This is a genomic window from Pseudomonas sp. OIL-1 (genome assembly GCF_010669185.1).
Lineage (GTDB): Bacteria > Pseudomonadota > Gammaproteobacteria > Pseudomonadales > Pseudomonadaceae > Halopseudomonas > Halopseudomonas profundi.
Genome location: NZ_CP048629.1, coordinates 2,806,374 through 2,828,086 on the forward strand (window position 1 = coordinate 2,806,374; position 21,713 = coordinate 2,828,086).

19 protein-coding genes and 1 pseudogene are annotated in these 21,713 nt (G+C 59.3%); 10 read left to right on the plus strand and 10 right to left on the minus strand.

Translation table 11 applies throughout. The features are described from left to right. Positions 1–143 precede the first annotated feature (143 nt). The 3 genes from G3M63_RS13070 to G3M63_RS13080 are packed head-to-tail and all read left to right on the plus strand — an operon-like array spanning position 144 to position 2,107. Entirely contained in the window at positions 144–611 is a 468-nt protein-coding gene (locus G3M63_RS13070; RefSeq protein ID WP_163983413.1) for a PaaI family thioesterase, read from the plus strand. After that, the gene (locus tag G3M63_RS13075) at positions 608–1,054 is read left to right on the plus strand and encodes a PaaI family thioesterase (RefSeq protein WP_150302214.1); all 447 of its coding nucleotides are present in this window, start codon (positions 608–610) and stop codon (positions 1,052–1,054) included. The genes G3M63_RS13070 and G3M63_RS13075 overlap by 4 nt, the downstream gene beginning before the upstream one ends. A gap of 57 nt (positions 1,055–1,111) precedes the next feature. Continuing rightward, a complete protein-coding gene (locus G3M63_RS13080) occupies positions 1,112–2,107 on the plus strand; it encodes a hypothetical protein (RefSeq protein WP_150302213.1) in 996 nt (331 codons plus the stop codon). A gap of 288 nt (positions 2,108–2,395) precedes the next feature. Here G3M63_RS13080 and glmS read toward each other — a convergent pair whose 3' ends face one another. Together glmS and G3M63_RS19560 are read right to left on the minus strand one after the other, a co-directional pair. Continuing rightward, complete coding sequence (gene glmS, locus G3M63_RS13085; protein ID WP_163983414.1) at positions 2,396–4,228, minus strand: glutamine--fructose-6-phosphate transaminase (isomerizing); 1,833 nt, start codon at positions 4,226–4,228, stop codon at positions 2,396–2,398. A 105-nt stretch (positions 4,229–4,333) separates the two neighbouring features. Next, a complete protein-coding gene (locus G3M63_RS19560) occupies positions 4,334–4,459 on the minus strand; it encodes a hypothetical protein (RefSeq protein WP_256669822.1) in 126 nt (41 codons plus the stop codon). 66 nt (positions 4,460–4,525) lie between these two features. Between G3M63_RS19560 and acnA the strand changes: the two genes are divergently transcribed. Beyond that, entirely contained in the window at positions 4,526–7,258 is a 2,733-nt protein-coding gene (acnA, locus tag G3M63_RS13090) for an aconitate hydratase AcnA (RefSeq protein ID WP_163983415.1), read from the plus strand. 63 nt (positions 7,259–7,321) lie between these two features. Here acnA and G3M63_RS13095 read toward each other — a convergent pair whose 3' ends face one another. The 4 genes and pseudogenes from G3M63_RS13095 to G3M63_RS13110 form a co-directional block, all read right to left on the minus strand. Then, positions 7,322–10,018 (minus strand): nitrate reductase, encoded by a 2,697-nt coding sequence (locus G3M63_RS13095; protein WP_163983416.1) that lies wholly within the window; start codon positions 10,016–10,018, stop codon positions 7,322–7,324. An 89-nt stretch (positions 10,019–10,107) separates the two neighbouring features. Further along, positions 10,108–11,316, minus strand: a pseudogene (locus tag G3M63_RS13100) (NAD(P)/FAD-dependent oxidoreductase); the annotation flags it as partial. A gap of 501 nt (positions 11,317–11,817) precedes the next feature. After that, entirely contained in the window at positions 11,818–13,029 is a 1,212-nt protein-coding gene (locus G3M63_RS13105; protein WP_163983418.1) for a NarK/NasA family nitrate transporter, read from the minus strand. Between the two features lie 108 nt (positions 13,030–13,137). Further along, positions 13,138–13,614 (minus strand): pyrimidine dimer DNA glycosylase/endonuclease V, encoded by a 477-nt coding sequence (locus G3M63_RS13110; RefSeq protein ID WP_163983419.1) that lies wholly within the window; start codon positions 13,612–13,614, stop codon positions 13,138–13,140. A gap of 194 nt (positions 13,615–13,808) precedes the next feature. Here G3M63_RS13110 and G3M63_RS19565 point away from each other — a divergent pair, with 194 nt between their 5' ends. Continuing rightward, the gene (locus G3M63_RS19565) at positions 13,809–14,003 is read left to right on the plus strand and encodes a DUF2845 domain-containing protein (RefSeq protein ID WP_256670026.1); all 195 of its coding nucleotides are present in this window, start codon (positions 13,809–13,811) and stop codon (positions 14,001–14,003) included. A gap of 290 nt (positions 14,004–14,293) precedes the next feature. Here the strand turns inward: G3M63_RS19565 and ilvD are convergent, their stop codons facing one another. The 3 genes from ilvD to G3M63_RS13130 form a co-directional block, all read right to left on the minus strand. Beyond that, the gene (gene ilvD / locus G3M63_RS13120) at positions 14,294–15,973 is read right to left on the minus strand and encodes a dihydroxy-acid dehydratase (protein WP_163983420.1); all 1,680 of its coding nucleotides are present in this window, start codon (positions 15,971–15,973) and stop codon (positions 14,294–14,296) included. A gap of 72 nt (positions 15,974–16,045) precedes the next feature. Further along, positions 16,046–16,633: a DUF488 family protein gene (locus G3M63_RS13125; protein WP_163983421.1), complete on the minus strand. Its 588-nt coding sequence runs from the start codon at positions 16,631–16,633 to the stop codon at positions 16,046–16,048. A 2-nt stretch (positions 16,634–16,635) separates the two neighbouring features. After that, positions 16,636–16,848, minus strand: a complete 213-nt coding sequence (locus G3M63_RS13130; RefSeq protein ID WP_163983422.1) for a DUF2945 domain-containing protein — start codon at positions 16,846–16,848, stop codon at positions 16,636–16,638. Positions 16,849–16,952: 104 nt separating this feature from the next. On the opposite strand from G3M63_RS13130, the gene G3M63_RS13135 reads away from it, so the two are divergent. From G3M63_RS13135 to G3M63_RS13145, 3 genes are all read left to right on the plus strand, one after another. Then, on the plus strand, positions 16,953–17,333 hold the full coding sequence (locus G3M63_RS13135; RefSeq protein ID WP_163983423.1) for a lysozyme inhibitor LprI family protein: 381 nt from the start codon (positions 16,953–16,955) through the stop codon (positions 17,331–17,333). A gap of 37 nt (positions 17,334–17,370) precedes the next feature. After that, positions 17,371–17,784 (plus strand): group II truncated hemoglobin, encoded by a 414-nt coding sequence (locus G3M63_RS13140; protein WP_163983424.1) that lies wholly within the window; start codon positions 17,371–17,373, stop codon positions 17,782–17,784. A 300-nt stretch (positions 17,785–18,084) separates the two neighbouring features. Beyond that, a complete protein-coding gene (locus tag G3M63_RS13145; RefSeq protein ID WP_163983425.1) occupies positions 18,085–19,026 on the plus strand; it encodes an IS110 family transposase in 942 nt (313 codons plus the stop codon). 234 nt (positions 19,027–19,260) lie between these two features. Here G3M63_RS13145 and G3M63_RS13150 read toward each other — a convergent pair whose 3' ends face one another. Then, entirely contained in the window at positions 19,261–19,911 is a 651-nt protein-coding gene (locus tag G3M63_RS13150) for a TetR/AcrR family transcriptional regulator (RefSeq protein WP_163983426.1), read from the minus strand. Between the two features lie 79 nt (positions 19,912–19,990). Between G3M63_RS13150 and G3M63_RS13155 the strand changes: the two genes are divergently transcribed. Both G3M63_RS13155 and G3M63_RS13160 read left to right on the plus strand, forming a co-directional pair. After that, positions 19,991–21,112, plus strand: coding sequence for a DUF2855 family protein (locus G3M63_RS13155; RefSeq protein ID WP_163983427.1), 1,122 nt, complete (start codon positions 19,991–19,993; stop codon positions 21,110–21,112). 119 nt (positions 21,113–21,231) lie between these two features. Beyond that, positions 21,232–21,669, plus strand: a complete 438-nt coding sequence (locus tag G3M63_RS13160; protein WP_163983428.1) for a VOC family protein — start codon at positions 21,232–21,234, stop codon at positions 21,667–21,669. Positions 21,670–21,713: the final 44 nt, after the last annotated feature.

Genomic DNA, 21,713 nt, shown 5'->3' on the forward strand with positions numbered 1-21,713 from the left:
TTCTCCCGTGAATATATTCACAGCTTTGGTCTTGTTATTAGGGGGTTAGTTCCAGAGAGTACAGGTTGAGGCCAGCCGCAGGCGGCTCGGGCTCAGGATCTCTGCTAGAATGCGGCGCTTGTAAGCCTAAGTTCAGGAAGATCATGGGAACCATAGAAGACCGCGCGCGCAATTTTCTTTCCGTGCTGCGTCATTGCCAGTTGCTTGGCATTGCTGTCGAGCAGGCGGATCAGGACGGACTGGTCCTGAAACTACCCTATAGCGACAAAATAGTTGGAAATCCGGTCAATGGCCTGGTTCACGGTGGTGCGATTACCACTCTGATGGACACCTGCTGTGGGATATCGACGGTCTGTTTTCTTACCGAATTCGAAATCTGCCCAACGCTTGACCTGCGCATCGACTATATGCGGCCCGCACAACCGGGCGAAGCTATCTATGGATTCGCCGAATGCTACCGGGTCACTCCGACTGTTATCTTCACCCGAGGCATCGCCTATCAGGCGTCCCGCGAGGAGCCGATCGCCCACGTGGTCGGTACCTTCATGCGGATGGGCAAGCCTGACGCAGCTGGTCAGCTGTCGCGCACGATTGACGGAGGTGCGGCATGAGCCAGGACGCAGCAAGTATCGAAACCTTGATCCGTCAGGCACACGATAGCGGCGACTATGAGCCGTTGATTGATGCCGTACCCTACGCAAAGTTGATCGGTATCCAGGTGCAGGCGCTCGGCGATGAGGTGCTGTTTCGCCTGCCCATGAGCGATGACAACATCGGTAACCCGGTGCTGCCTGCCATACATGGGGGCGTCATTGCTGGCTTCATGGAACAGGCAGCTATGCTGCATCTGATGATATTCATGAACAGCCCGCAATTTCCCAAGATCATTGACTTCTCGATTGATTACCTGCGAGCGGGGCTTAAGAAGGATACCTACGCCAGCTGTCAGGTGTGGCGCCAGGGGCGCCGGGTTGGTAATGTAGCCATCACCGCCTGGCAGAATCGCTCCAACGAACCGATTGCAACTGCCCGGGCACACTTCAAGCTGGACTAGGACCAACCGGCTTTCTTCATTGTAAGAACGCCGGACCCTGGCTAAAGGGCCGAGAGCATGGACGCTTTGTTGATATTGAGTGGTACTTTTCTCCTTTGCGCGGCCTGGATATGGCTGGTGGTGCAGTCCCGGCATCTGTCCATCGGCCTGGTACTGCTGGCTCTGACGTTCCCGCTGATCACCGTACTGATGCCTCGACGCGGGTTTGCGCTTTGGCCGCGTCTGGCGCTCTGCCTCGGCTGTCTCGCAACGGCTTTCGGGCTGGGGCTTCTGCATCAGCAACAGCCAGAGCGTTTCGCGATGCTGATCTCGGGCGGCTGGCTTGACGCTGCTGGTCAGCAGACGAGGCTTCACGGTGCAGTGGCGGGGCAGACCTTCTCTCCCCAGCGCGTTTATTGGCGCGATGATGAGCTGGTATTCGAAGAGGCCTCTGCAGAGCGCGTTCGCCGGTCCCTGGCGATCCGTTTTACCTCCGCACCGTCTTTACTGAACAGCACCTCAATCGAGCGGATTCCTACCGATGCCGGTGAGTGGCCGCAATTACAGTTGCGCTGGTACCAGGGTGCGCTGGCCAGCCCGGGGCGTCGTACTCTGACCGGCGAATACAGTCTTGATCTGGATCTGCAACCTGCCAACGACGGCACAACCACATTGCAGATACACCTGCATTTACCCACCGTGCAAGAAACCTGGCTGGTAGGCGATGCTGTGCTGGAAGAGACACCAGCGTGGCTGGTCGCCCTCATCAGTAGCGATAAGGCTGTCGGGCCTGAACCAGCCCACGCCCTGGCGCAGCCCATTGAGGCATCGGTTCAGTCGCAGCCTGGCTGGCATCCGGTAAGTCTATTGGCGCTGGTTGATGAGCCGGACCTGTTCAGGGGTACGTTATTGCGTCTGACCACCCTGGCAGGGCGTGTACATGAAGGGCGGCTGCACGCCGTTTCGGATGACAAGCGTCTGGTTATCAGCCAGGCCCACGGCGCTAATCGGGTAGAACTGCATTTCCAGCCGCTTGATATAGACCGGGTCGAGGGATTTTACGCGCCTAAGTAATGGCAGGACTGTCGATGGCGGGCCGGGTAAAAGGAAATCTCCTAATTCCTTTTTCAAAGGGGAATGGTTCGGGGTGATGCGGGGGCTGCTTTAGCGCGGAGCATGAAGCTGCGGCAGGTGAACTGCCCCCGGTTTCATGGCTGCAGCGCTTCATGGCGGGCCGGGTTCCATCCCGGCTACATCGCTCAAAGACAGCGCGGCTGATTGAGATGGAACGCATTCCAAGGGGTTCGCTCTGGAGAGTAGGGAACTCCGCGAACCGGCTTAGAATGCAGCACGCTTGACGAATTATTCCACCGTCACCGATTTCGCCAGGTTCCTGGGTTTGTCCACATCTGTTCCCTTGACCAAAGCCACGTGATAGCTGAGCAGCTGCAGCGGGATGGTGTAGACGATCGGCGAAATGCATTCTTCAACCCAGGGCAGTACGATGGTTTCGTTGTTCTCGTCGTTGGCGTTCTGCTCGATGGTCTCACAGGCGAAGGTAATCAGCTGGCCACCGCGAGCACGCACTTCTTCCAGGTTGGATTTGAGCTTCTCCAGCAAGCTGTCGCTTGGCGCAACACTGACCACTGGCATATCTTCGTCGACCAGTGCGAGCGGGCCATGCTTTAGCTCACCTGCTGCATAAGCTTCAGCGTGTATATAACTGATTTCCTTAAGTTTTAGTGCTCCTTCCATGGCGATCGGGAAGTGCGTTCCACGGCCAAGAAACAATGCGTGATGCTTGTTGGCAAAACGCTCGGCCAGTTCGGTGATGGCAGGCTCCAGTGTGAGCACCCTGGTGATCACGTCAGGCAGAGCACGCATGGCCATGATATTGGCGATGATCTGCTCCTTGGTGCCGCCACGCACCTGGGCCAGAGCGGTGGTGAGCCACAACAGCGCAACCAGCTGGGTGGTGAACGCCTTGGTTGAAGCGACGCCAATCTCCGGCCCTGCATGGGTGAGCAAGCGCCAGTCGGCTTCGCGTACCAGCGAGCTACCCGCTACGTTGCAGACAGCAAGGGAAGCCAGATAATGCTGATTCTTTGCATGGCGCAGGGCGGCCAGAGTGTCTGCAGTTTCGCCCGATTGGGAGATGGTAATCAGAAGGGTGTTGGGCGGGACAACGACGGTGCGGTAGCGGTATTCGCTGGCGACTTCGACCTGGCAGGGGATACCGACCTGGGCTTCGATCCAGTAGCGGGCGACAAGTCCTGCGTGGTAGCTGGTGCCACAGGCCACGATATGAATGTTCGCCACATCGGCCAGGCGCGTTTCAGCGTCCGGACCCAGCAAGGCGGTCAGCACATGGTCGTCACCGAGCGTACCGGCAAGGGTTTCTTCGATGGCCTTGGGTTGCTCGAAGATCTCCTTGAGCATGAAATGACGGTACTCACCCTTGTCCAGGCTGTGCGCTGCGTGTTCATAGCGCTTGACCGGACGTTCTGCAGGCTGGTGTTCAGCGTCCCAGATCTCGCAGCTGTTCATACTGATGCGGGCGTAGTCACCTTCTTCCAGGTAGCGGAAGCAGTCGGTTACCTGCAGCAGCGCCAGTGGGTCAGAAGCCAGATAATGCTCTTCGCTGCCCTCACCAATCACCAGCGGACTGCCCATGCGCGAGCAATACAGTGTGTTCGGCTCGTCCTCATGGATCATCGCCAGGGCGTAAGCACCGTGGATCTCGGACAGTGTGGTGCGGAACGCGGCCAGCAGATCATTTGATTCACTGTAGTGGTGGGCCAACAAATGGGCGACCACTTCGGTGTCGGTGTCCGAGGTGAACTGATAGCCCAGCTCCTTCAGCTTGCTACGCAGCGGGGCATGGTTCTCGATGATGCCGTTATGCACGATCGCCAGGCGGGTGCTCAGGTGCGGATGGGCATTGTGTTCCGCCGGTTTGCCGTGCGTGGCCCAGCGGGTATGGGCGATTCCGAGGTGACCGTTGGCGGGCTGCGCCTCGAGGCTGTTCTCCAGCTCGATCACCTTGCCAGCTGCACGAACGCGCTGGATGCCATCGTTTTCAGCAATAACCGCAACGCCAGCTGAATCGTAACCCCGGTATTCAAGACGACGCAGGCCTTCCAGGAGAATAGGGGTGATGTTGCGCTGAGCGATGGCGCCGACGATGCCGCACATAGGTCTTGTTCCTTGATGATGTGCAAAACGCGCATTCTAGCATTCCGGCTTGCGGCTGGGTAAGACGGGCAGCACGTTGTTGCATGGTCCCGGGAATTGGCATTTTCAGGCAGCAGTAACATCAAAGGACGAAACGCTGATGCCCCAATTGTTGTCTATGCTGGTTGTATCAATGCGCAGCACCCATGGCGGCATCCATATTGGCCCGGTTGCAATGGCTTTGATGATCATTCAGGGTGACTCTATTCCAACGCCTTGGCCGCTATCCGTCGGTCAGCCCGAAAGGAGATTTGATTAATGTCCCAAGTGAACAGTCTGGGTACCATGTCTACCCTGCAGGTCGGAAACCAGTCCTATCAGTACCATTCTCTGCCCAAGGCAGCCGAACAGCTGGGCAATCTGGACCGCTTGCCTAAATCTCTCAAGGTGCTGCTGGAGAATCTGTTACGTCATGAGGACGGCGTGACCGTCGCACGTGACGATATCCAGGCGATGGCGGACTGGCTTCAAAACCGTTCATCCTCCCGCGAGATTCAGTATCGGCCAGCCCGGGTACTGATGCAGGACTTCACCGGTGTTCCCGCCGTGGTGGACCTGGCTGCGATGCGTGACGCAGTGGCTCGTGCGGGCGGCGATCCGCAGCGGATCAACCCTCTGTCGCCGGTCGACCTGGTCATTGACCACTCGGTAATGGTCGACCATTTTGGCGACCCCAGCGCCTTCAACGACAACGTTGAGATTGAAATGCAGCGTAATGGCGAACGTTACGAATTCCTGCGCTGGGGCCAGAAGGCATTCAACAATTTTCGTGTGGTACCGCCCGGTACGGGCATTTGTCACCAGGTGAACCTGGAATATCTCTCGCAGAGCGTCTGGGCTTCCGAGGTGGATGGCAAGCAGTGGGCTTATCCGGACACGCTGGTGGGGACTGACTCCCACACCACTATGGTCAACGGCCTGGGCGTGCTCGGATGGGGTGTAGGCGGGATCGAAGCAGAAGCGGCGATGTTGGGGCAACCGGTTTCCATGCTGATTCCGGAAGTGATCGGCTTCAAGATGACCGGCCGCCTCCGGGAGGGCATGACCGCCACCGACCTGGTGCTGACGGTGACGGAAATGCTGCGCAAGAAGGGCGTGGTGGGCAAGTTTGTTGAGTTTTACGGCGATGGTCTGGCTGATCTGCCGCTGGCTGACCGCGCCACTATTGCCAATATGGCCCCAGAATATGGCGCCACCTGCGGGTTCTTCCCCATCGACGAGATCACCATTGGTTATCTGCGGCTCACCGGCCGTCCCACCGAAGTGGTCGAGCGGGTCGAGGCGTATTGCAAGGCGCAGGGCATGTGGCGCAACCCCGGCGACGAACCTGAATTTACCGATTCCCTGCATCTGGATCTGGGCGAGGTTGTACCGAGCCTCGCCGGCCCGCGTCGTCCGCAGGACCGGGTCGAACTGGGTAGCGTCAGCAAGGCATTCGACGAGCTGCTGGGCTTGCAGGTCAAGCCTGCCGACCAGGACGAAGCCCGCCTGGAAGGCGAAGGTGGCGGTGGAACAGCAGTGGGCGCCGAAGGCAGTCAGGCATGCATCACGCTCAATGGCGAAAAACACGTACTCGAACACGGTGCCGTGGTCATCGCGGCGATAACCTCATGTACCAACACCTCCAATCCCAACGTCATGATGGCCGCCGGTCTGGTTGCCAAGAAGGCCATTGAACGTGGCATCCAGCGCAAACCCTGGGTGAAATCTTCCCTGGCACCGGGCTCCAAGGTGGTCACCGATTATCTCCAGAAAGCCGGGTTGACCCAGTATCTTGACCAGCTTGGCTTCAACCTGGTGGGTTATGGCTGCACCACCTGTATCGGCAATTCCGGCCCGCTACCCGAGCCCATTGCCCAGGCCATTGGTGAACATGATCTGGTTGTGTCGGCTGTTCTGTCAGGCAATCGCAACTTTGAAGGCCGCGTGCATCAGCACGTCAAGGCCAACTGGCTGGCGTCTCCGCCGCTGGTCGTAGCCTATGCTCTGGCCGGGAATACGCGCATGAACCTGATGGATGAACCGCTGGGCCTGGACAAGGACAACAAACCGGTGTTCCTGCGCGACGTCTGGCCGAGCAACGCTGAAATTGCCGAGGCCGTAGCCCTGGTTGAAGACAGCATGTTCCGTTCGCGGTATGCCGACGTATTCAGCGGAGATGAACATTGGCAGTCGATCCGGGTGAGCGAGGGCAATACCTACGATTGGAGCAGCCAGTCGTCGTACGTCCAGAATCCACCGTATTTCGAGACCATCGACCAGCCGCTGGCCCCGCTCGAACCCATCAATGGTGCGCGCGTATTGGCGGTGTTTGGTGATTCGATCACTACTGACCACATCTCTCCGGCCGGTAACATCAAGGCTACGTCCCCTGCGGGTGAATATTTGCAGAGCCTCGGCGTCAAGCCGGCGGACTTCAATTCCTACGGTTCGCGCCGTGGCAATCATGAAGTAATGATGCGCGGCACCTTCGCCAATATCCGTATCCGTAACCGCATGCTGGGAGGCGAAGAGGGCGGGGAAACCATCCACACGCCTTCCGGAGAAAGGATGGCGATTTACGATGCGGCAATGCGTTACCAGAGCGAAGGCACGCCGCTGGTCGTCATTGCCGGCAAGGAATACGGCACCGGCTCCAGCCGCGACTGGGCAGCCAAGGGCACTAATTTGCTGGGGGTCAAGGCGGTGATTGCCGAGAGCTTCGAGCGTATCCACCGCTCCAATCTGGTCGGAATGGGCATCCTGCCGTTGCAGTTCCTCAATAGTCAGAACGTTGCATCGCTGGCGCTCGATGGACATGAGGTGCTGGATATCCAGGGCATTAACGATGACATTCAGCCGGGTCAGACCCTCAAGGTGTCAGGGACCCGCTCCAACGGAGACAGCTTCAGCTTCGAAGTGCTATGCCGGATCGATACCCGAAACGAAGTGGATTACTTCAAGGCCGGTGGGATTCTGCATTACGTGCTGCGGCAGTTGATTGCCGAGTAGATTCTCGCCAGTAGAAAGGCGTAGCGCGAATGCGCTACGCCTTACAGCCTGGGAGGATCCCGCCTAGGCTGTTACCGAATGGGTTGCCAGCATGCGTTTGATTTCCGGCACGCATGATCCGCATTGGGTGCCGCAGCCGAGTTGATCCTTCAACCCCTGCAAATCCAATCCGTCCTCTACGCCGGCGCGTATGCGGCTGGCGCTGACGTTCATGCAATTGCAAAGGGTTTTGTCCGTAGCGGTGGCACCGCCGGGTGGCGATGCCAGTGGCGCCAGGAACCAGCGATGCAAGGGTGAGCTGATTTCGCCTCTTTCCCACAGGCCACGTAGCCAGTCACGGGCTGCCGCTTCGCCGGTTAGGCGGATGGCGGTGATGCGCCCCTGTTCGATTCTGATGCGCTTGCCAACGGACTGGCCAGGATCGTCATACACCAATACAGCGCCCTCATCCACGCCGAGTAACCGATCGACAGTATTCATCCACGCCGCATCTGGCGCAGTAGTATGCGCGGCGCGGACCAGCAACGCCGGTCGATCGCGACCACTCAGTGCGAAGCTGGCGTAAGCAAACTGCTCGCATAGCGGGCGTAGCGCGTCAAACCGCTGCTGCACATCGCCTTCCACCAGTATGAAAAGCTCCCAGGGCAGCGAAACTGGCTGCAGATCAATGCCGGTGTGCTTTAGCTCCGGTTGTTTGGACAACGGATCGAATGCCGGCTGGGTCAGGACGTTGACCCCGAGCCCCTTGAGGTAGCGATCACCCCAGTGCATGGGAATGAAGGCCTGTCCGGGTCGCAGCTGATCATCAGCCGATACCGGTAATATCAACTCGCCCCGGCGGCTGCTGACTTTCACCAACTGGCCGTCGCTCAGGTTGCGCCGCTCAAGCTCCTCCGGGTGCAGGCTCAGCTGCGCCTGATCAACATGCCCGAAGAGCTGCGCCGCAGTGCCGGTGCGGCTCATGCCATGCCACTGATCGCGCAGGCGGCCGGTATTCAGGGTGAGGGGGAACCTGGATTCGCGCTGTTCGATTGCAGGTAAATACGGCTCATGCAAAAAACGCGCGCGGCCGTCATCGGTGGGAAAGCGGCCGTCGGCATACAGGCGCCGCGTGCCAGCAGTCGCGCCAGCAGGGAAGGGCCATTGCTGCGGGCCCAACACCTCGATCAACGCATGGTTCAGACCGCTGTAATCAAGGTCGCGGCCCTTGGTCAGACCGATGAACTCATCAAATAGCTCGGCCGGTGCGCTGAAGTTGAACAGGGTTTCCTGGCCCGGGCGGAGTTGTTTTTCCAGCCGTCGGGCGAAGTCGCAGACGATATCCCAGTCTGCGCGCGCATCGCCCGGCGCAGGTATCGCGGCGCGCACATGGCTGATGCGTCGCTCGGAATTGGTGACCGAGCCCTGCTTCTCGCCCCAGCTCGCGGCGGGCAGTAGCAGATCGGCGTATTGGCAGGTCTCGGTGTTGCCGAAGGCCTCCTGCACGATAACGAAGGGGCAGGCCGCAAGGGCTTCGCGCACCAGCGTCTGGTCCGGCAGGGACTGGGCCGGGTTGGTGCAGGCGATGTAGAGCGCCTTGATACGGCCCTCACGCACTGCCTCAAACAGCTCGATGGCGCTAAGCCCTGGCGCGGATGGCAGCCGATCAACCCCCCAATAATCCGCGACTTCGTCGCGATGTTCGGTGTTTCCGGCGTCGCGGTGCCCGGGCAACAGGTTTGACAGGCTGCCGGTCTCGCGTCCGCCCATGGCGTTGGGCTGGCCAGTCAGCGAGAACGGGCCGCTGCCGGCTTTGCCGATCTGACCGGTGGCCAGGTGCAGGTTGATCAGAGCGCTGTTCTTGGCACTGCCGGACGTTGACTGATTCAGCCCCATGCACCACAGCGAGAGGAAGCTCGGCGCGTTGCCGATCATGCGCGCAGCTGTCACAAGGACGTCTTCGGCGATACCGCACAGCGCGCTCGCCACCGCCGGTGGGTAATCGGCGACCAGTGCTTCGAGCTCGCTGAATCCACGGGTGTGCGCATCGATATAGGCACGGTCGATCAAACCCTCGGATAGCAGCAGATGCATGATGCCGTGGAACAGCGCGACATCGGTGCCGGGTTGGATCTGCAGATGCAGGTCCGCCAGATCACAGGTGTCGGTGCGTCGTGGATCGACCACGATAATGCGTTTATCCGGAAATTCGGCCTTGGCCTGCTCCAACCGGCGGAACAGCACCGGGTGCGCATAGGCCATATTGCTGCCAACGATCAGTACACAATCGCTGCGCTCGATGTCTTCATAGGAGCAGGGCGGTGAGTCGGCTCCCAGGCTGCGTTTGTATCCCACCACGGCACTGGACATGCAGAGTCGCGAGTTGCTGTCGATGTTGTTGGTGCCTATCAGGGCGCGCGCCAGCTTGTTGAAGGCGTAGTAATCCTCTGTCAACAGTTGGCCCGATATATAGAACGCAACGCTGTCGGGGCCGTGTTCGGCGATGGCCTGACCGAACATCTGCGCGGCGTGGCCCATGGCGGTATCCCAGTCGACACGGTTGCGTGCGAGCCCCTTGCCGAGGCGCAATTGCGGATACAGTGCGCGGGCCGCCATGTCGCCGGTCTTGTGCAGGGTCGAGCCTTTGGTGCACAGGCGTCCGTAATTGGCTGGGTGGGTCGGGTCGCCCTGTACATCAAGGATACGTTCGCCATCGTGCTCGATCAGCACGCCGCAGCCGACGCCGCAGTAGCAGCAGGTGGAGGCGGTTTTCACAGTCATGCAATGGCTCTCAGAGGTTCTGCATTGCTGGCCACCTGGCGCTGGGAACTGGCGTCGATGCAGCGGATTTCGCCGGCGGGTTGTGCGGCCAGACTGGCTTCGCCGAACATCAGATGGTTGCGGATCTCACTGATAGGTTGTCCTTCCTGAATCAGGCGGACATACCATCCGCTGTCGCTCGTATCGCCGTACAGGCAGGCCCCGACGAGAATGTCCTTTTTGATCACCAGCTTCTTGTACACGCCGCGTATAGGATCCGACAGGGTGATGAATTCGCAGTCCTGGTCACCGAGAAAATCACCGGCGGAGAACAGGTCGATGCCCGTGACCTTGAGCTTGGTCGAGGTAATCGACCCCTGATAACGGCCGAAGCCCAGCATGGCCAGGTGGTTAGCGCACACCTTGGCTTGCTCGAACAGCGGTGCTACCAGGCCGTAAGCGATGCCGCGGTGGCTGGCGCATTCGCCGATGGCGTAGATGCGCGGATCGAAGGTCTGAAGCGTGTCGTTGACCAGGATGCCGCGGTTGCAGGCGAGCCCGGAGGATTCAGCCAATTCGGTATTCGGCCGTATGCCGGCGGCCATTACCACCAGGTCAGCCGGGATCTCGGTGCCATCATTGAACCGGACAGCGCAGACCCGCCCCGAGCCATCGTCGATCAGCTCACTGGTGAACTTGGGCAGCAGAAAGTTGAGACCACGTTCTTCCAGCGCTTGCTGGAGCAGGGTGCCGGCGGTTCTGTCGAGTTGACGCTCCAACAGGGTTTCACCGATATGCACAACGGTCACATTCATGCCGCGCAATTTCAGCCCGTTGGCAGCTTCCAGCCCCAGCAAACCTCCGCCGATGACGACGGCATGCTTGTAACGCCTGGCGATCTTGAGCATCGCCTGGGTATCCTCGATGTCGCGGTAGCCGATGACGCCGCCCAGGTCATTGCCCGGCACCGGCAGCATGAATGGCTTGGAGCCAGTCGCCAGGACCAACCGGTCATACTCTGCTTCGGTTCCATCATCCGCGATGACCCGACGACGTATGCGATCAATCTTTTCGACCCTGCGACCGAGGTGTAGCTGAATACCGTTGTCCTGATACCAGCTCAGGTCATTGAGGATGATGTCTTCGAAGGTCTGTTCGCCTGCGAGTACAGGTGAAAGCATGATGCGGTTGTAATTGGGATGGGGCTCGGCACCGAACACCGTGATGTCGTACATATCCGGGGTCAGCTTGATCAGCTCTTCGAGGGTGCGAATTCCGGCCATCCCGTTGCCAATCAGGACCAGTTTGAGTTTCTGCATGGAGTGCTCCTTTTATAGGCGCCAGTACCAAGCGCTTGGTGAGCGGGAGCGCCCACTCCGATGGATGGGCCCTCGTTTTGGTGTGAAAGGAGTGCATAGGTTGTGCCAGGTTGCCTGCTCGCCTGAATAGCGGGCTAGAGAGGTTCTGCAGGGATTTCCCGGGCCTTGAATGCACCGCGTTGAGGCTTTGATGCGCACTGGTGGTGCGCAGTGGTGGGCGTTGCAGCATGGTTTCGAATGGCTGCTGGAGAAGGCGTACTCCAGCGGCCGATGGCCGACCGCGTGATCGATTTTGCTAAATCCACCTATAAAGCCACCTACTATGGAGGGCCGGGTTCCATCCCGGCCAGCGGCGTTGTGTGAGGTCACCTTTGTCGAGATGGAACTCGACACTCCAAAGCGCTCTGTTTCAGCTCGAGCGAGTGCTCGCCGGGAAGCCTATGGTTGGACGGAGCTCGATATCCGTGCGGGTAAATCACGCTGCGCAGCTCCGGCGAGCAATCAAACCCGCGCCGCTGTCATCCCTGACGAACCCCAGGTGGTCCGCCAGCGGTATTTCACGTTCAACAGGCTTACCCAGGCGAGCATTCCCAATCCAGCGAAGAGCCAGAGGGCCAGTTGGTAATCGCCGGTGTATTGCTTGAGCGTCCCCAGTCCTGCGGCCAGTACGAAGCCACCGACGCCGCCGGCCATACCAATAAGCCCGGTCATGACGCCGATTTCACCATGAAAGCGTTGCGGAACCAGCTGGAACACCGCGCCGTTCCCTGCACCGAGCCCGAGCATGGCCGCGACGAACAATGCCAGGGCAGCGAAGGAGTTGGAGAGATTAAGACCGACGACGGCGATGCACAGGGCGGCAACAGCGTACATGCACGACAGCGCGGTCACGCCGCCGACCCGGTCTGCCAGCGCGCCGCCGAGGGGGCGCATGAAACTGCCGGCCATGACGCAGGCCGCGGTGTAATAGCCAGCGGTTACCGGATCCAGCCCGTACTGGTCATTGAAATAACCGGGCAGGGCACTGGCCAGCCCGATGAAGCCGCCGAAGGTGATGCTATAGAAGAACATGAACCACCAGCTGTCCTTGTCGCGCAGGGCCTTGAGGTAATCACGGACCGCCTTCGGTTTGGGGCGTGCCGGGGCATTGCGCGCCACCAGGATGAAAATGATCAGCGTGGCGACCAGCGGTATCAACGCCAGTCCGAACACGTTCTGCCAGCCGAACAGATAGGCCAGACCGGGTGCAAACAGCGCAGCCAGAACCGTGCCCGAATTGCCTGCCCCGGCAATGCCCATCGCCGTGCCCTGATGTTCCGCGGGATACCATTGGGAGGCGAGCGGCAGCGCCACGGCAAAGGCCGCACCGGCAAAGCCCAGACCTAGCCCGAGCAGCAGTGCCTGGTTATAACTGTTGATGCCCATCAGCCAGGCAAAAAGCAGCGCAGTGATGACCACCACCTGACCGGTAATCCCGGCTGTCTTGGGCGACGCACGGTCCGCCAGAAAGCCGAGAACCAGCCGCAAAATGGCCCCCGCAAGAATCGGCGTGGCGACCATCATGCCCCGCTGTTGTGCAGTCAGGTCCAGATCTGTGGCGATCTGCACCGCCAAGGGGCCAAGCAAATACCACACCATGAAGCTCAGATCGAAGTAGAGAAAGGCGGCAAACAGCGTGGGCGTGTGACCTGCGTTCCAGAAGCTCTTATTCATATGCTCCCCTTGAAGGTTGTCGGGAATGGATGTGCCTGGATGGCTGCAGATTGCGTGCCACAGAGGAGAGCATGAGCAGGAAATGATCAGAATGCCGTGGTGCCGGATCTAATCGAGGCGCTTGAGGAAAGGGTTGCTGACCTGGACGGCGACCGCTGGCGCCCGCTCCCAGGACGCTACAGGGCCCGGCGTAAGAGTAAACAGTGGATGGCAATCGGGGTTCGCCGTTTCAATCCAGTGAGCGTGCAGGCCCGGACTACGAATCAGAAGTTTGTTCATCAAGTGAGCCCATTCGCACTCTACCTGGCCGGTCGTCGCAGCGATGGGCGCGACGGATAAAGTCGGGGCGATCTTACTCTGATCGAAGCGGTATCCGCGTGAAGTGGCTTCTGCCAGTACGGCCGCCAGGTAGGCGTCGATAGCTGCAAGCGGATCCGGATGCGCCCGGAAGCGCTCAAGCTGGGGATGCTGCTTGTAGCCTCTGGTCTGGTTATGCAGCACGGCACGGGCCAACAGTCCTTCACGCCACAGCGCTACAAGGCCTTTGGGATCGAGATATTTGGGATGGAGTGTCCAGAGTCGCATGCTAATCCTGTGGTCGTTTAAATGACTTCACTCAGCCCATGCCAGTCTCAATCAACGCCTTATTTAACGGGTGACTGAAAATGGATATTTCAAAGCTTGGTTCGTTACTTCTAGCAGTTCTGCTTTCATTGTGCAGCGCGCAAGCTGTTGCCTCCATGCGCTGCGCTGACGGTATCGTCGGTGCCGAAGAAACCATGCAGAGCGTCAGGGACAAGTGTGGAGAGCCAGATGAGCATGTCACCGAGCCGGCTGAAATTGACGGCTATGGTGCCCCGGTAGCTGACGCCGTGCGAGTCGACCACTGGACGTATGGTCCGCGGAACGGCATGTACAGACATCTGCGTTTCGTGGACGGTCGCCTTGTTGATATACGAAGCCAGCGCTACTGATCCGTGACCGTGCCCTCGGACGCGCTACACCCCGAGGGATGGTTTCGGACTGGGGTTTTCCTGGGGTTGGCGTGCGCCTGCGCGCCGACGGGGCAGATTCGACAGGTGTCTCGGTCGCGTTCGGGCGCCCCGCCAGAGTCTGGTGTTGGTGCAGGCCTTTGGCGTAGCGCAGGCGCGCTACACCCCCAGGGGCGGCTGGTGTCCTCCTGGGGGTGGCGTGCGCCTCGGGCCGCGTTCGGACGCGCCGACAGGTCAGATTCGGCATGCTGCAATGATGTACGAAACCATCGCTACTTGTCCGTAACCGCGCCCTCGGACGCGCTCGACACCAGTTTTGCGTATTTGGCCAGCACGCCCCGGTTATAGAGGGGAGCGGGCCTGCGCCACCGGGCTCTGCGTTTGGAGAGCTCAGCCTCTGTTACGTCCAGCGTTATCTCGCGCGTTTCAGCATTGATACTGATGCGGTCGCCATCCTCGACCAGAGCGATAGGCCCGCCGTCGAAGGCCTCGGGCGTGATGTGGCCGACCACAAAACCGTGCGACCCGCCGGAAAAGCGGCCGTCGGTGATCAGCGCCACGTCTTTGCCCAGCCCCTTGCCCATGATGGCTGAGGTGGGCGACAGCATTTCGCGCATGCCCGGGCCGCCCTTGGGCCCTTCGTAGCGGATCACGATCACGTCACCCGCCACTACCTGGCCATCGAGGATGCCGTCGAGCGCGGCTTCTTCCCCGTGGTAAACGCGGGCATTACCCTCAAACTGCAGTCCTTCCTTGCCGGTGATTTTCGCCACGGCGCCATCCGGAGACAGGTTGCCGTGCAGAATCACCAGGTGGGAGTCCTTTTTGACCGGGTCGGAGAAGGGCCGAATGATCTCCTGACCCTGGGGATAGTCATCGACATCAGCGAGATTCTCGGCGAGCGTCTTGCCGGTGACGGTCAGCGTGTCGCCGTGCAACAGGCCCGCGTCCAGCAGACGCTTCATCAACGGCTGAATGCCGCCAATCGCAACCAGCTCGGACATCATGTATTGACCGCTGGGGCGCAGATCGGCGAGCACCGGTGTGGTTTTGCCAATCTCTGTGAAATCGTCCAGGGTCAGCTCCACGTCCACCGCATGGGCCATGGCCAGCAGATGCAGAACGGCATTGGTCGAGCCGGCCAACGCAATCACCACACGGATGGCATTCTCGAATGCCTTGCGGGTCATGATGTCCCGCGGCTTGATGTCCTGTCTGAGCAACTCGAGCACCTGCCGCCCGGCATTGATGCAGTCCTCACTCTTGTCCAGCGAGACAGCATTCTGCGCTGAGGAGCCGGGTAGCGACATGCCCAGCGCTTCGATAGCCGAGGCCATGGTATTGGCTGTGTACATCCCGCCACAGGAACCTGGCCCGGGAATGGCGGTTTCTTCGATCTGCTTCACTTGCAGCAGGTCGATATCGCCCTTGGCATGCTGACCGACGGCTTCGAAGACCGAAATGATATCGGTGTGATTGGCGCCCGGTTTGATGGTGCCGCCATAGACGAAAATGGAGGGGCGATTCAGCCGCGCCATGCCGATCAGGCAGCCAGGCATGTTCTTGTCGCAGCCGCCGATGGCGACCAGACCGTCGAAGCCTTCACAGCCGGCAACGGTTTCGATCGAGTCTGCGATCACCTCGCGGGAGACCAGCGAATACTTCATGCCCTCGGTGCCGTTGGCGATCCCGTCGGAAATGGTGATGGTATTGAAAATAACGCTTTTGCCGCCGTTGGCATCCACGCCACGCCCGGCATCCTCGGCAAGCCGGTTGATGTGCATATTGCACGGTGTAACGTTGGCCCAGGTCGAAGCAATGCCGACCTGCGGCTTGCTGAAGTCTTCTTCAGTGAAGCCTACGGCGCGGAGCATGGCGCGAGCCGGGGCGGTTTCGACGCCATCTACTACCTGTGATGAATATTTGCGCATGTCGTCTTTGTTATCCGCCATGTGAAGGCTCCGGCTGGGAAGTGTGGGTTAAAGATAGAACAGCACAGGCTACGCTGCTTGTCATTGCAGCTACTACAGGTCCAGCTGAGTCTGCACTCCCTGGCTCCGCTCTTTGTCATTCAGCGGTTCGCCCCGGGTTGAATCGTAGGTGAGCGTGCCCTTATACAGCCGCGCGGGCCGTGTGAAGGGGTGTTCGGTACTGTTTTTTTCATCCTGAATGTGGATAACGCTGGTGCCTGCGACCTGCAATACATCCGACACCAGCGAGCGGTGACAGCGCCACCATAGCACCTCGGCGCACATCATCGTGGTCCTGTACCGCTTAGCTAGATCGCACAAGCGCTCCAGTCCGACCCGGAATTCATCACTCGCGACATGGTCCGCATACCCTCTGAATGAGGTATTGCGCCAGGCGATATTGACCGAATCTGTGGTGGGTCGGCGTCGACCGCCCAGCTCGGTGATCAGCTCATATTTTATGTCATGAACAGCCAGGCTCGTTTGCAAGGTTTCCGTACCGAACTGAGGCAGTCGCCGGGAGCCGGGGAAGCGGCGCACGTCTGCGACTGCTTCGATCCGGTAGTGCTTGAGCACAGCGATGAAATCCTCGATCGAGCGGGTTGAGTGGCCGATGGTCCAGATGCTTTCGGGGAGCGCCATACTCAGGTCTTCTTCCTGAGCGCATCTTCCTTGTGCATGGCGATGTGATCGGTCTTGTCGCTCTTGATCTCATATTGCGGCGCGTCTTCGCTCGCTCGCCGGGTATGCACTTTGTAGGTGGTGTCGGAGGTATGCACCCGGCTAATGGTGCCGCTGACCCGACCGGCTTCGGAGTTCCAGCTGACGTGATCACCGACCTTGAACTTATGTGCCATGTCATATCCTCTTTCAGATGCCTGTCCGTGTGACAAGCAGCTGGATCGAAGGTTTGCTGATAATCTTCGGGGATCGGGTTGAAGGGACAAAAGTCATGAGGCATATGAAATCTGTTATCGCGGGCAGCATGCTGGCGCTATCATCGCAGGCTATGGCTGGCAGCGAATGCGGCCAATTTATCTCCGATGTTGACATCATCGAATGCGTCACGCAGGAAAGTGAACGCGCAGACGCACGCCTCGACGATACATTCCAATCACTGCTTGATGAGCTCGAATCCCAAGGCCAGAACAACCCCCATGCACTCGAAGCGCGGGAGCTGCTGATCCGTGCGCAGAATCAATGGGCAGCGTTTCGCAAGACCGATTGCGATGCTCAATTCGCCCTTGACCAGGGCGGCTCGGTACGCCTGCCGGCCTACCAGTTCTGCATGATCGACCATGCGCAACAGCGCGAGCAGCAGCTCGAAGGTTTTATCGATTGATGGGTAATCTCGGCAAAAGGAAGGAGGAGACCTGAGAATGGCGCATTTCGGTGAAGGAGACGCTTCGTTCCAGGCTGCCGGTGGCTATGAAGGCATTTGTCAGCTGGTAGATGATTTCTATCAGATCATGGATGGCTCCGAGGGAGCGGCCGACGTCCGCCGTCTGTACCCGGAAGACCTCAGCGAGGCGCATGACAAACTGACTCGTTTTCTCTGTGGCTGGTTGGGAGGGCCGCGGCTGTATCTCGAGCGTTACGGCCAGATCAGCATTCCTGCATTTCACGTGCGTTGGGCTGTCAACGAGGCCGAGCGGGATATCTGGCTGAGCTGTATGGCGGATGCCATCGAACGGCAGGATTGGTCGGGCGCGTTCAAGGAATATCTGATGACGCAGCTGAGGGTGCCGGCGGACAGGATAGTGTTGGCTTCGCAGGCTGTGCGGCATCGATAAGCCTGGATATGTGCAAACCTGAACCACACCCCAGGCGTCCTGCGGCCGCCATCGCCGCGAGTCGCGCCTTGTATGGTTTTCCCACAGGTCCAAAACCAAAATGGACCTGTCAGGGTGGAGGGGCAAACGCGCCTTCCGGCCTTTCGGCACGGACTGTGGGAGATTCAGCCCCACCCTCACCACAACGCCAATAGAGAATCCATCGGCAGAGCGTCGCCCGCTTCGACCGACGATATGTTGCAAGCCAGCGTCTGGTGAGCCCTGACAAGTCAAAGATTACTTTAGCTTGGAGGACGTACCATGGCAAAGGCAGTCGAACCCGTTCTGACCGGTGTCGATGTCAGCAAAGCTGAGCTCGTGATAGCTCGCAGCGATTCGTCCGGGGTGGAGGCCATTAGCAACGCCGTGGGCCCGACTAGACGGTGGCTGAAGTCTTTGCCACCTGGATCGAAGATTGCCCTGGAGGCGACCGGTATCTATCACCGCCAGCTTGCTAGGTTGGCGCACGAAGCAGGCTTTGAGCTCTATCTGCTGGACGGATACAAGCTCAACCATTACCGCAGTGGCGTCGGCACCCGGGCAAAGACTGATGCGTCAGATGCCAAGCTCATTCTCCGCTATCTCACCAAGGAAATGGACAGCCTTAAACCGTGGATACCTGCACATGATGCCTTCTATCGCGTCCAAGGGCTGATGCGCCGCCGGGCGTCGCTGGTTCATACCAGAGTAGCCCTGAGTCAAAGTCTGCAGGACATACCGGAGTTGAAGCAGGCCGCCAAACAGCTAGATGCGCATATTCGCCGAGTAGAGCTGCTAATCGTTCAGCGATTAAAACAAGCTATGGCAGATGTCGGCTGGTGGCTCGATGCCAAGCGCTGCAAGGCCATCGAAGGCATCGGCGACCTGACGGCCATGGCGCTGGCCAACACCTTCCATCGCGGCCCCTTCAAAACCAGTGACGCCTTCATTGCGTTCCTGGGCATGGATGTCAGAGTCAGAGACTCGGGCAAACAAATAGGTCGACGCAAGCTCACCAAGAAAGGCGATCCTGAGCTGCGCCGACTGCTCTACAACGCCGCGATGGCAGCGCGAAAAACACAGGCCTGGAAAAGCCTCTATGAAACCTATATTGCACAAGGACTCAAGCCGACCCAGGCGTTGGTCAAGCTGGCCAGGAAACTGGCCCGCATCGCTTTTGCCTTGATGCAGAACCAAACCACCTATCAACCAAAAACAGCCTGAAAGGGGTTGTGGTGAACCATAGAATCTCCCACTGGAAACGAAGCAAATATTAGAAAATTACGTGACTGACCGATACTCGCAGGACCAGACGAGACACCGAGTTCAGGGAACATCTGGGGCTAATTTGTGGGAGGCGCGACCCGCGGCGATAGCGGTACAACAGCAAAATAAGAAGCCTGACCCTTGCGCATCATTCCAGCAGCGCACCAGCAAATAAAGCGTAAGCGGAGGTCACTATCTTTGCTGTTCGCTCTCGCTGCATCCCAAAACCACCCCCCGACACATGCGCTCCATCTCCCTCGCCCAACTCTGAATCTCATCCTCCCCAAGCTGCAACAGGATGCTGTAGCGCCGGCCGCCCCATACGGCCAGATGCAGTGCCTCGATTGTTTCGGCGCTGACCGGGCGGGGGAGGTCGTCGCAGGCTTCGAAAACGCGCAGCCACATCTGCTTGAGCTCGATATGCGCGCGTTGTTGATGTTTGTGCTCCGCCACTGTTGGTTCCAGCTCGATCAGCTTGGGATGAAACCACGGCAGGCCCGAGCGCTCTAGGCCGCACACCAGCTGCAACAAGCGGTGGAGGCGTTCCTCCCAGTTCAGGTCTTTGGGCTCAACCGCCGATTGCTGGACTTGCTGGATAAGCGCCTCGATGCAGTGGCGGATATACCCGGAGTGCAAGGCCATCTTGCTGGGGAAATAGTCGTACAGCGTGCCCACGGCAATCCCGCATTCCAGAGCAATGGCGCGGGTGTTGATGCGCTCCCAGCCGTCGCGCTGCCAAATCCGAACATAGGTGTCAAAAATCGCCTGAACGGTGACCTTGGCGCGGGCTTGGGAAGGGCGCTTGAGCGGCTTGGTGCGGGGTTCCGGTGGACGGGTACGCATCAGTGGTATCCGAACCCGGGAGCCGGATCGATGGGATACAGTCGTTGCACCTTGGCCTCACTGACAGGAAGGAATGAATATGACTACTGTAACGCAGTTGCAAACCGATAAATCAGCACTGGAACGCACTCGCATCGTGACGTCTGAACTACCGGCGCTCAAAGCCGGCGAAGCGCTGTTGAAAATAACCGATCTGGCGATCACCGCCAACAACATCACCTATGCCGCCTTTGGTGACACGCCGCATTTGCGCTACTGGAGTTTCTTCCCCACCAAGGCTGAAGGTTGGGGCCACATGCCCGCCTGGGGTTTTGCCGAGGTAGTTGAATCCACTGTTGAAGGGATAGAGCCCGGGGAGCGTTTTTACGGTTACTGGCCGATCGCGACGCACCTGGTCACGCAGCCGGTGCGCGTGAGCGAGCGCGGATTCTATGACGGCGCTCCGCACCGCCTGGACCTGACTTCCGCCTATAACCATTATCAGCGCACCACCACCGATGCCGCATATCGTCCGGAATACGAGCCCTATCAGGCGCTTCTGCGGCCCTTGTTCATCACTTCCTTCATGCTCGCTGACTTCCTCGAGGACAACAGCTTCTTCGGTGCGAAACAGATTCTGATTTCCAGCGCCTCAAGCAAGACTGCCTACGGCACCGCCTTCTGCCTGGAGAATCGCGACGATGTGAAGCTGCTGGGCTGGACCTCCAAGGGCAACCGCGACTTTGTCGACTCCCTTGGCTGCTACGAAAAAGCCGTGACCTATGACGAGCTGGAGTCGCTGGATCCGCAAGTGCCGACACTCTACGTGGATTTCGCCGGCGATAATGCGCTGCGTGCCCGCGTACATAATCATTTTGGGGAGTCCCTGGTCTACAACTGCTACGCCGGCTCAGCCCAGTCGCAGGACCACCTCGACCAGGCGGACCAGAACCTGCCGGGACCGCAGCCGCAACCCTACTTTGCCCCCTATCAGATCAAGAAGCGCAACACGGATTGGGGCCCGAAGGAAGTCACGCGCCGTTTCAACGAAGCGCAGCTGGCGTTCATCGGCCGCGTTAGCGATGCAAGCGCGCCGTGGATGAATATCGCTCAGCATGCCGGGTTCGAGTCGGCCCAGAAACTGATCGAAGACCTGGTTCTGGGGCGAGTCAATCCGCGCGACGGCCACATCGTCGCGGTAGGTGAGAAAAAACAGGCCTAAGCATCAAGTCCTGTTCTTATTCGCCTAGGGAAGGGCGATGGCTTGATGAGTTACCTGGCGAGGGGTTGGCGCGCGATCTAACCTGAGGAGTCGATAATCAAACCGTACAGGTGAACATTATGGAAACTCTGGAAATTTATCGCGGCCGGCTGATCGATCACATCCAGCTCGTGGTACGCGACCTGGCTGCGGCAGAGCGCTTCTATACGGCTTTGCTGGATGTGTTGGGCGTGCCGCTGGGTGGGCGAGGAGAAGGTTTTTTCTGGGCGGACGAGCTGGTTGTATCAAGCGCCGATTCGCCCGCGGCGCAGGGTGAGTTGACCGGCCGCCAGCATATCGCTTTTCAAGCGGCTGATTCGGAGCAGGTGGAACGCTGCTACCGTGCTGCGCTTGCCAACGGCGGTACCGATAACGGCGGACCGGCCGATCGCGAATATCATCCCGGCTACTACGCCGCCTTTGTGCTGGATCCCGATGGCAATAACATCGAGGTCGTGTATCACGGAGAAGCCAAGCGTAGCGCTTCTTCGGTACATATCACCTTCGATGCGGACTGAAAGTGGTCCGGCGCAGCCCTGGCTGGCCGGAGCGCTCTCAGCTT

Excerpts from the sequence above, each read along its gene's own strand:
- G3M63_RS13110 (WP_163983419.1), bottom strand. The coding sequence starts at position 13,614 with ATGCGACTCTGGACACTCCATCCCAAATATCTCGATCCCAAAGGCCTT.
- G3M63_RS13105 (WP_163983418.1), bottom strand. The coding sequence starts at position 13,029 with ATGAATAAGAGCTTCTGGAACGCAGGTCACACGCCCACGCTGTTTGCC.
- G3M63_RS13140 (WP_163983424.1), top strand. The coding sequence starts at position 17,371 with ATGGCGCATTTCGGTGAAGGAGACGCTTCGTTCCAGGCTGCCGGTGGC.
- G3M63_RS13135 (WP_163983423.1), top strand. The coding sequence starts at position 16,953 with ATGAAATCTGTTATCGCGGGCAGCATGCTGGCGCTATCATCGCAGGCT.
- G3M63_RS13145 (WP_163983425.1), top strand. The coding sequence starts at position 18,085 with ATGGCAAAGGCAGTCGAACCCGTTCTGACCGGTGTCGATGTCAGCAAA.
- G3M63_RS13095 (WP_163983416.1), bottom strand. The coding sequence starts at position 10,018 with ATGACTGTGAAAACCGCCTCCACCTGCTGCTACTGCGGCGTCGGCTGC.
- G3M63_RS13160 (WP_163983428.1), top strand. The coding sequence starts at position 21,232 with ATGGAAACTCTGGAAATTTATCGCGGCCGGCTGATCGATCACATCCAG.
- G3M63_RS13130 (WP_163983422.1), bottom strand. The coding sequence starts at position 16,848 with ATGGCACATAAGTTCAAGGTCGGTGATCACGTCAGCTGGAACTCCGAA.
- ilvD (WP_163983420.1), bottom strand. The coding sequence starts at position 15,973 with ATGGCGGATAACAAAGACGACATGCGCAAATATTCATCACAGGTAGTA.
- G3M63_RS13125 (WP_163983421.1), bottom strand. The coding sequence starts at position 16,633 with ATGGCGCTCCCCGAAAGCATCTGGACCATCGGCCACTCAACCCGCTCG.
- G3M63_RS13155 (WP_163983427.1), top strand. The coding sequence starts at position 19,991 with ATGACTACTGTAACGCAGTTGCAAACCGATAAATCAGCACTGGAACGC.
- G3M63_RS19560 (WP_256669822.1), bottom strand. The coding sequence starts at position 4,459 with ATGATCATCAAAGCCATTGCAACCGGGCCAATATGGATGCCGCCATGG.
- G3M63_RS13070 (WP_163983413.1), top strand. The coding sequence starts at position 144 with ATGGGAACCATAGAAGACCGCGCGCGCAATTTTCTTTCCGTGCTGCGT.
- G3M63_RS13080 (WP_150302213.1), top strand. The coding sequence starts at position 1,112 with ATGGACGCTTTGTTGATATTGAGTGGTACTTTTCTCCTTTGCGCGGCC.
- G3M63_RS19565 (WP_256670026.1), top strand. The coding sequence starts at position 13,809 with ATGCAGAGCGTCAGGGACAAGTGTGGAGAGCCAGATGAGCATGTCACC.
- glmS (WP_163983414.1), bottom strand. The coding sequence starts at position 4,228 with ATGTGCGGCATCGTCGGCGCCATCGCTCAGCGCAACATCACCCCTATT.
- acnA (WP_163983415.1), top strand. The coding sequence starts at position 4,526 with ATGTCCCAAGTGAACAGTCTGGGTACCATGTCTACCCTGCAGGTCGGA.
- G3M63_RS13075 (WP_150302214.1), top strand. The coding sequence starts at position 608 with ATGAGCCAGGACGCAGCAAGTATCGAAACCTTGATCCGTCAGGCACAC.
- G3M63_RS13150 (WP_163983426.1), bottom strand. The coding sequence starts at position 19,911 with ATGCGTACCCGTCCACCGGAACCCCGCACCAAGCCGCTCAAGCGCCCT.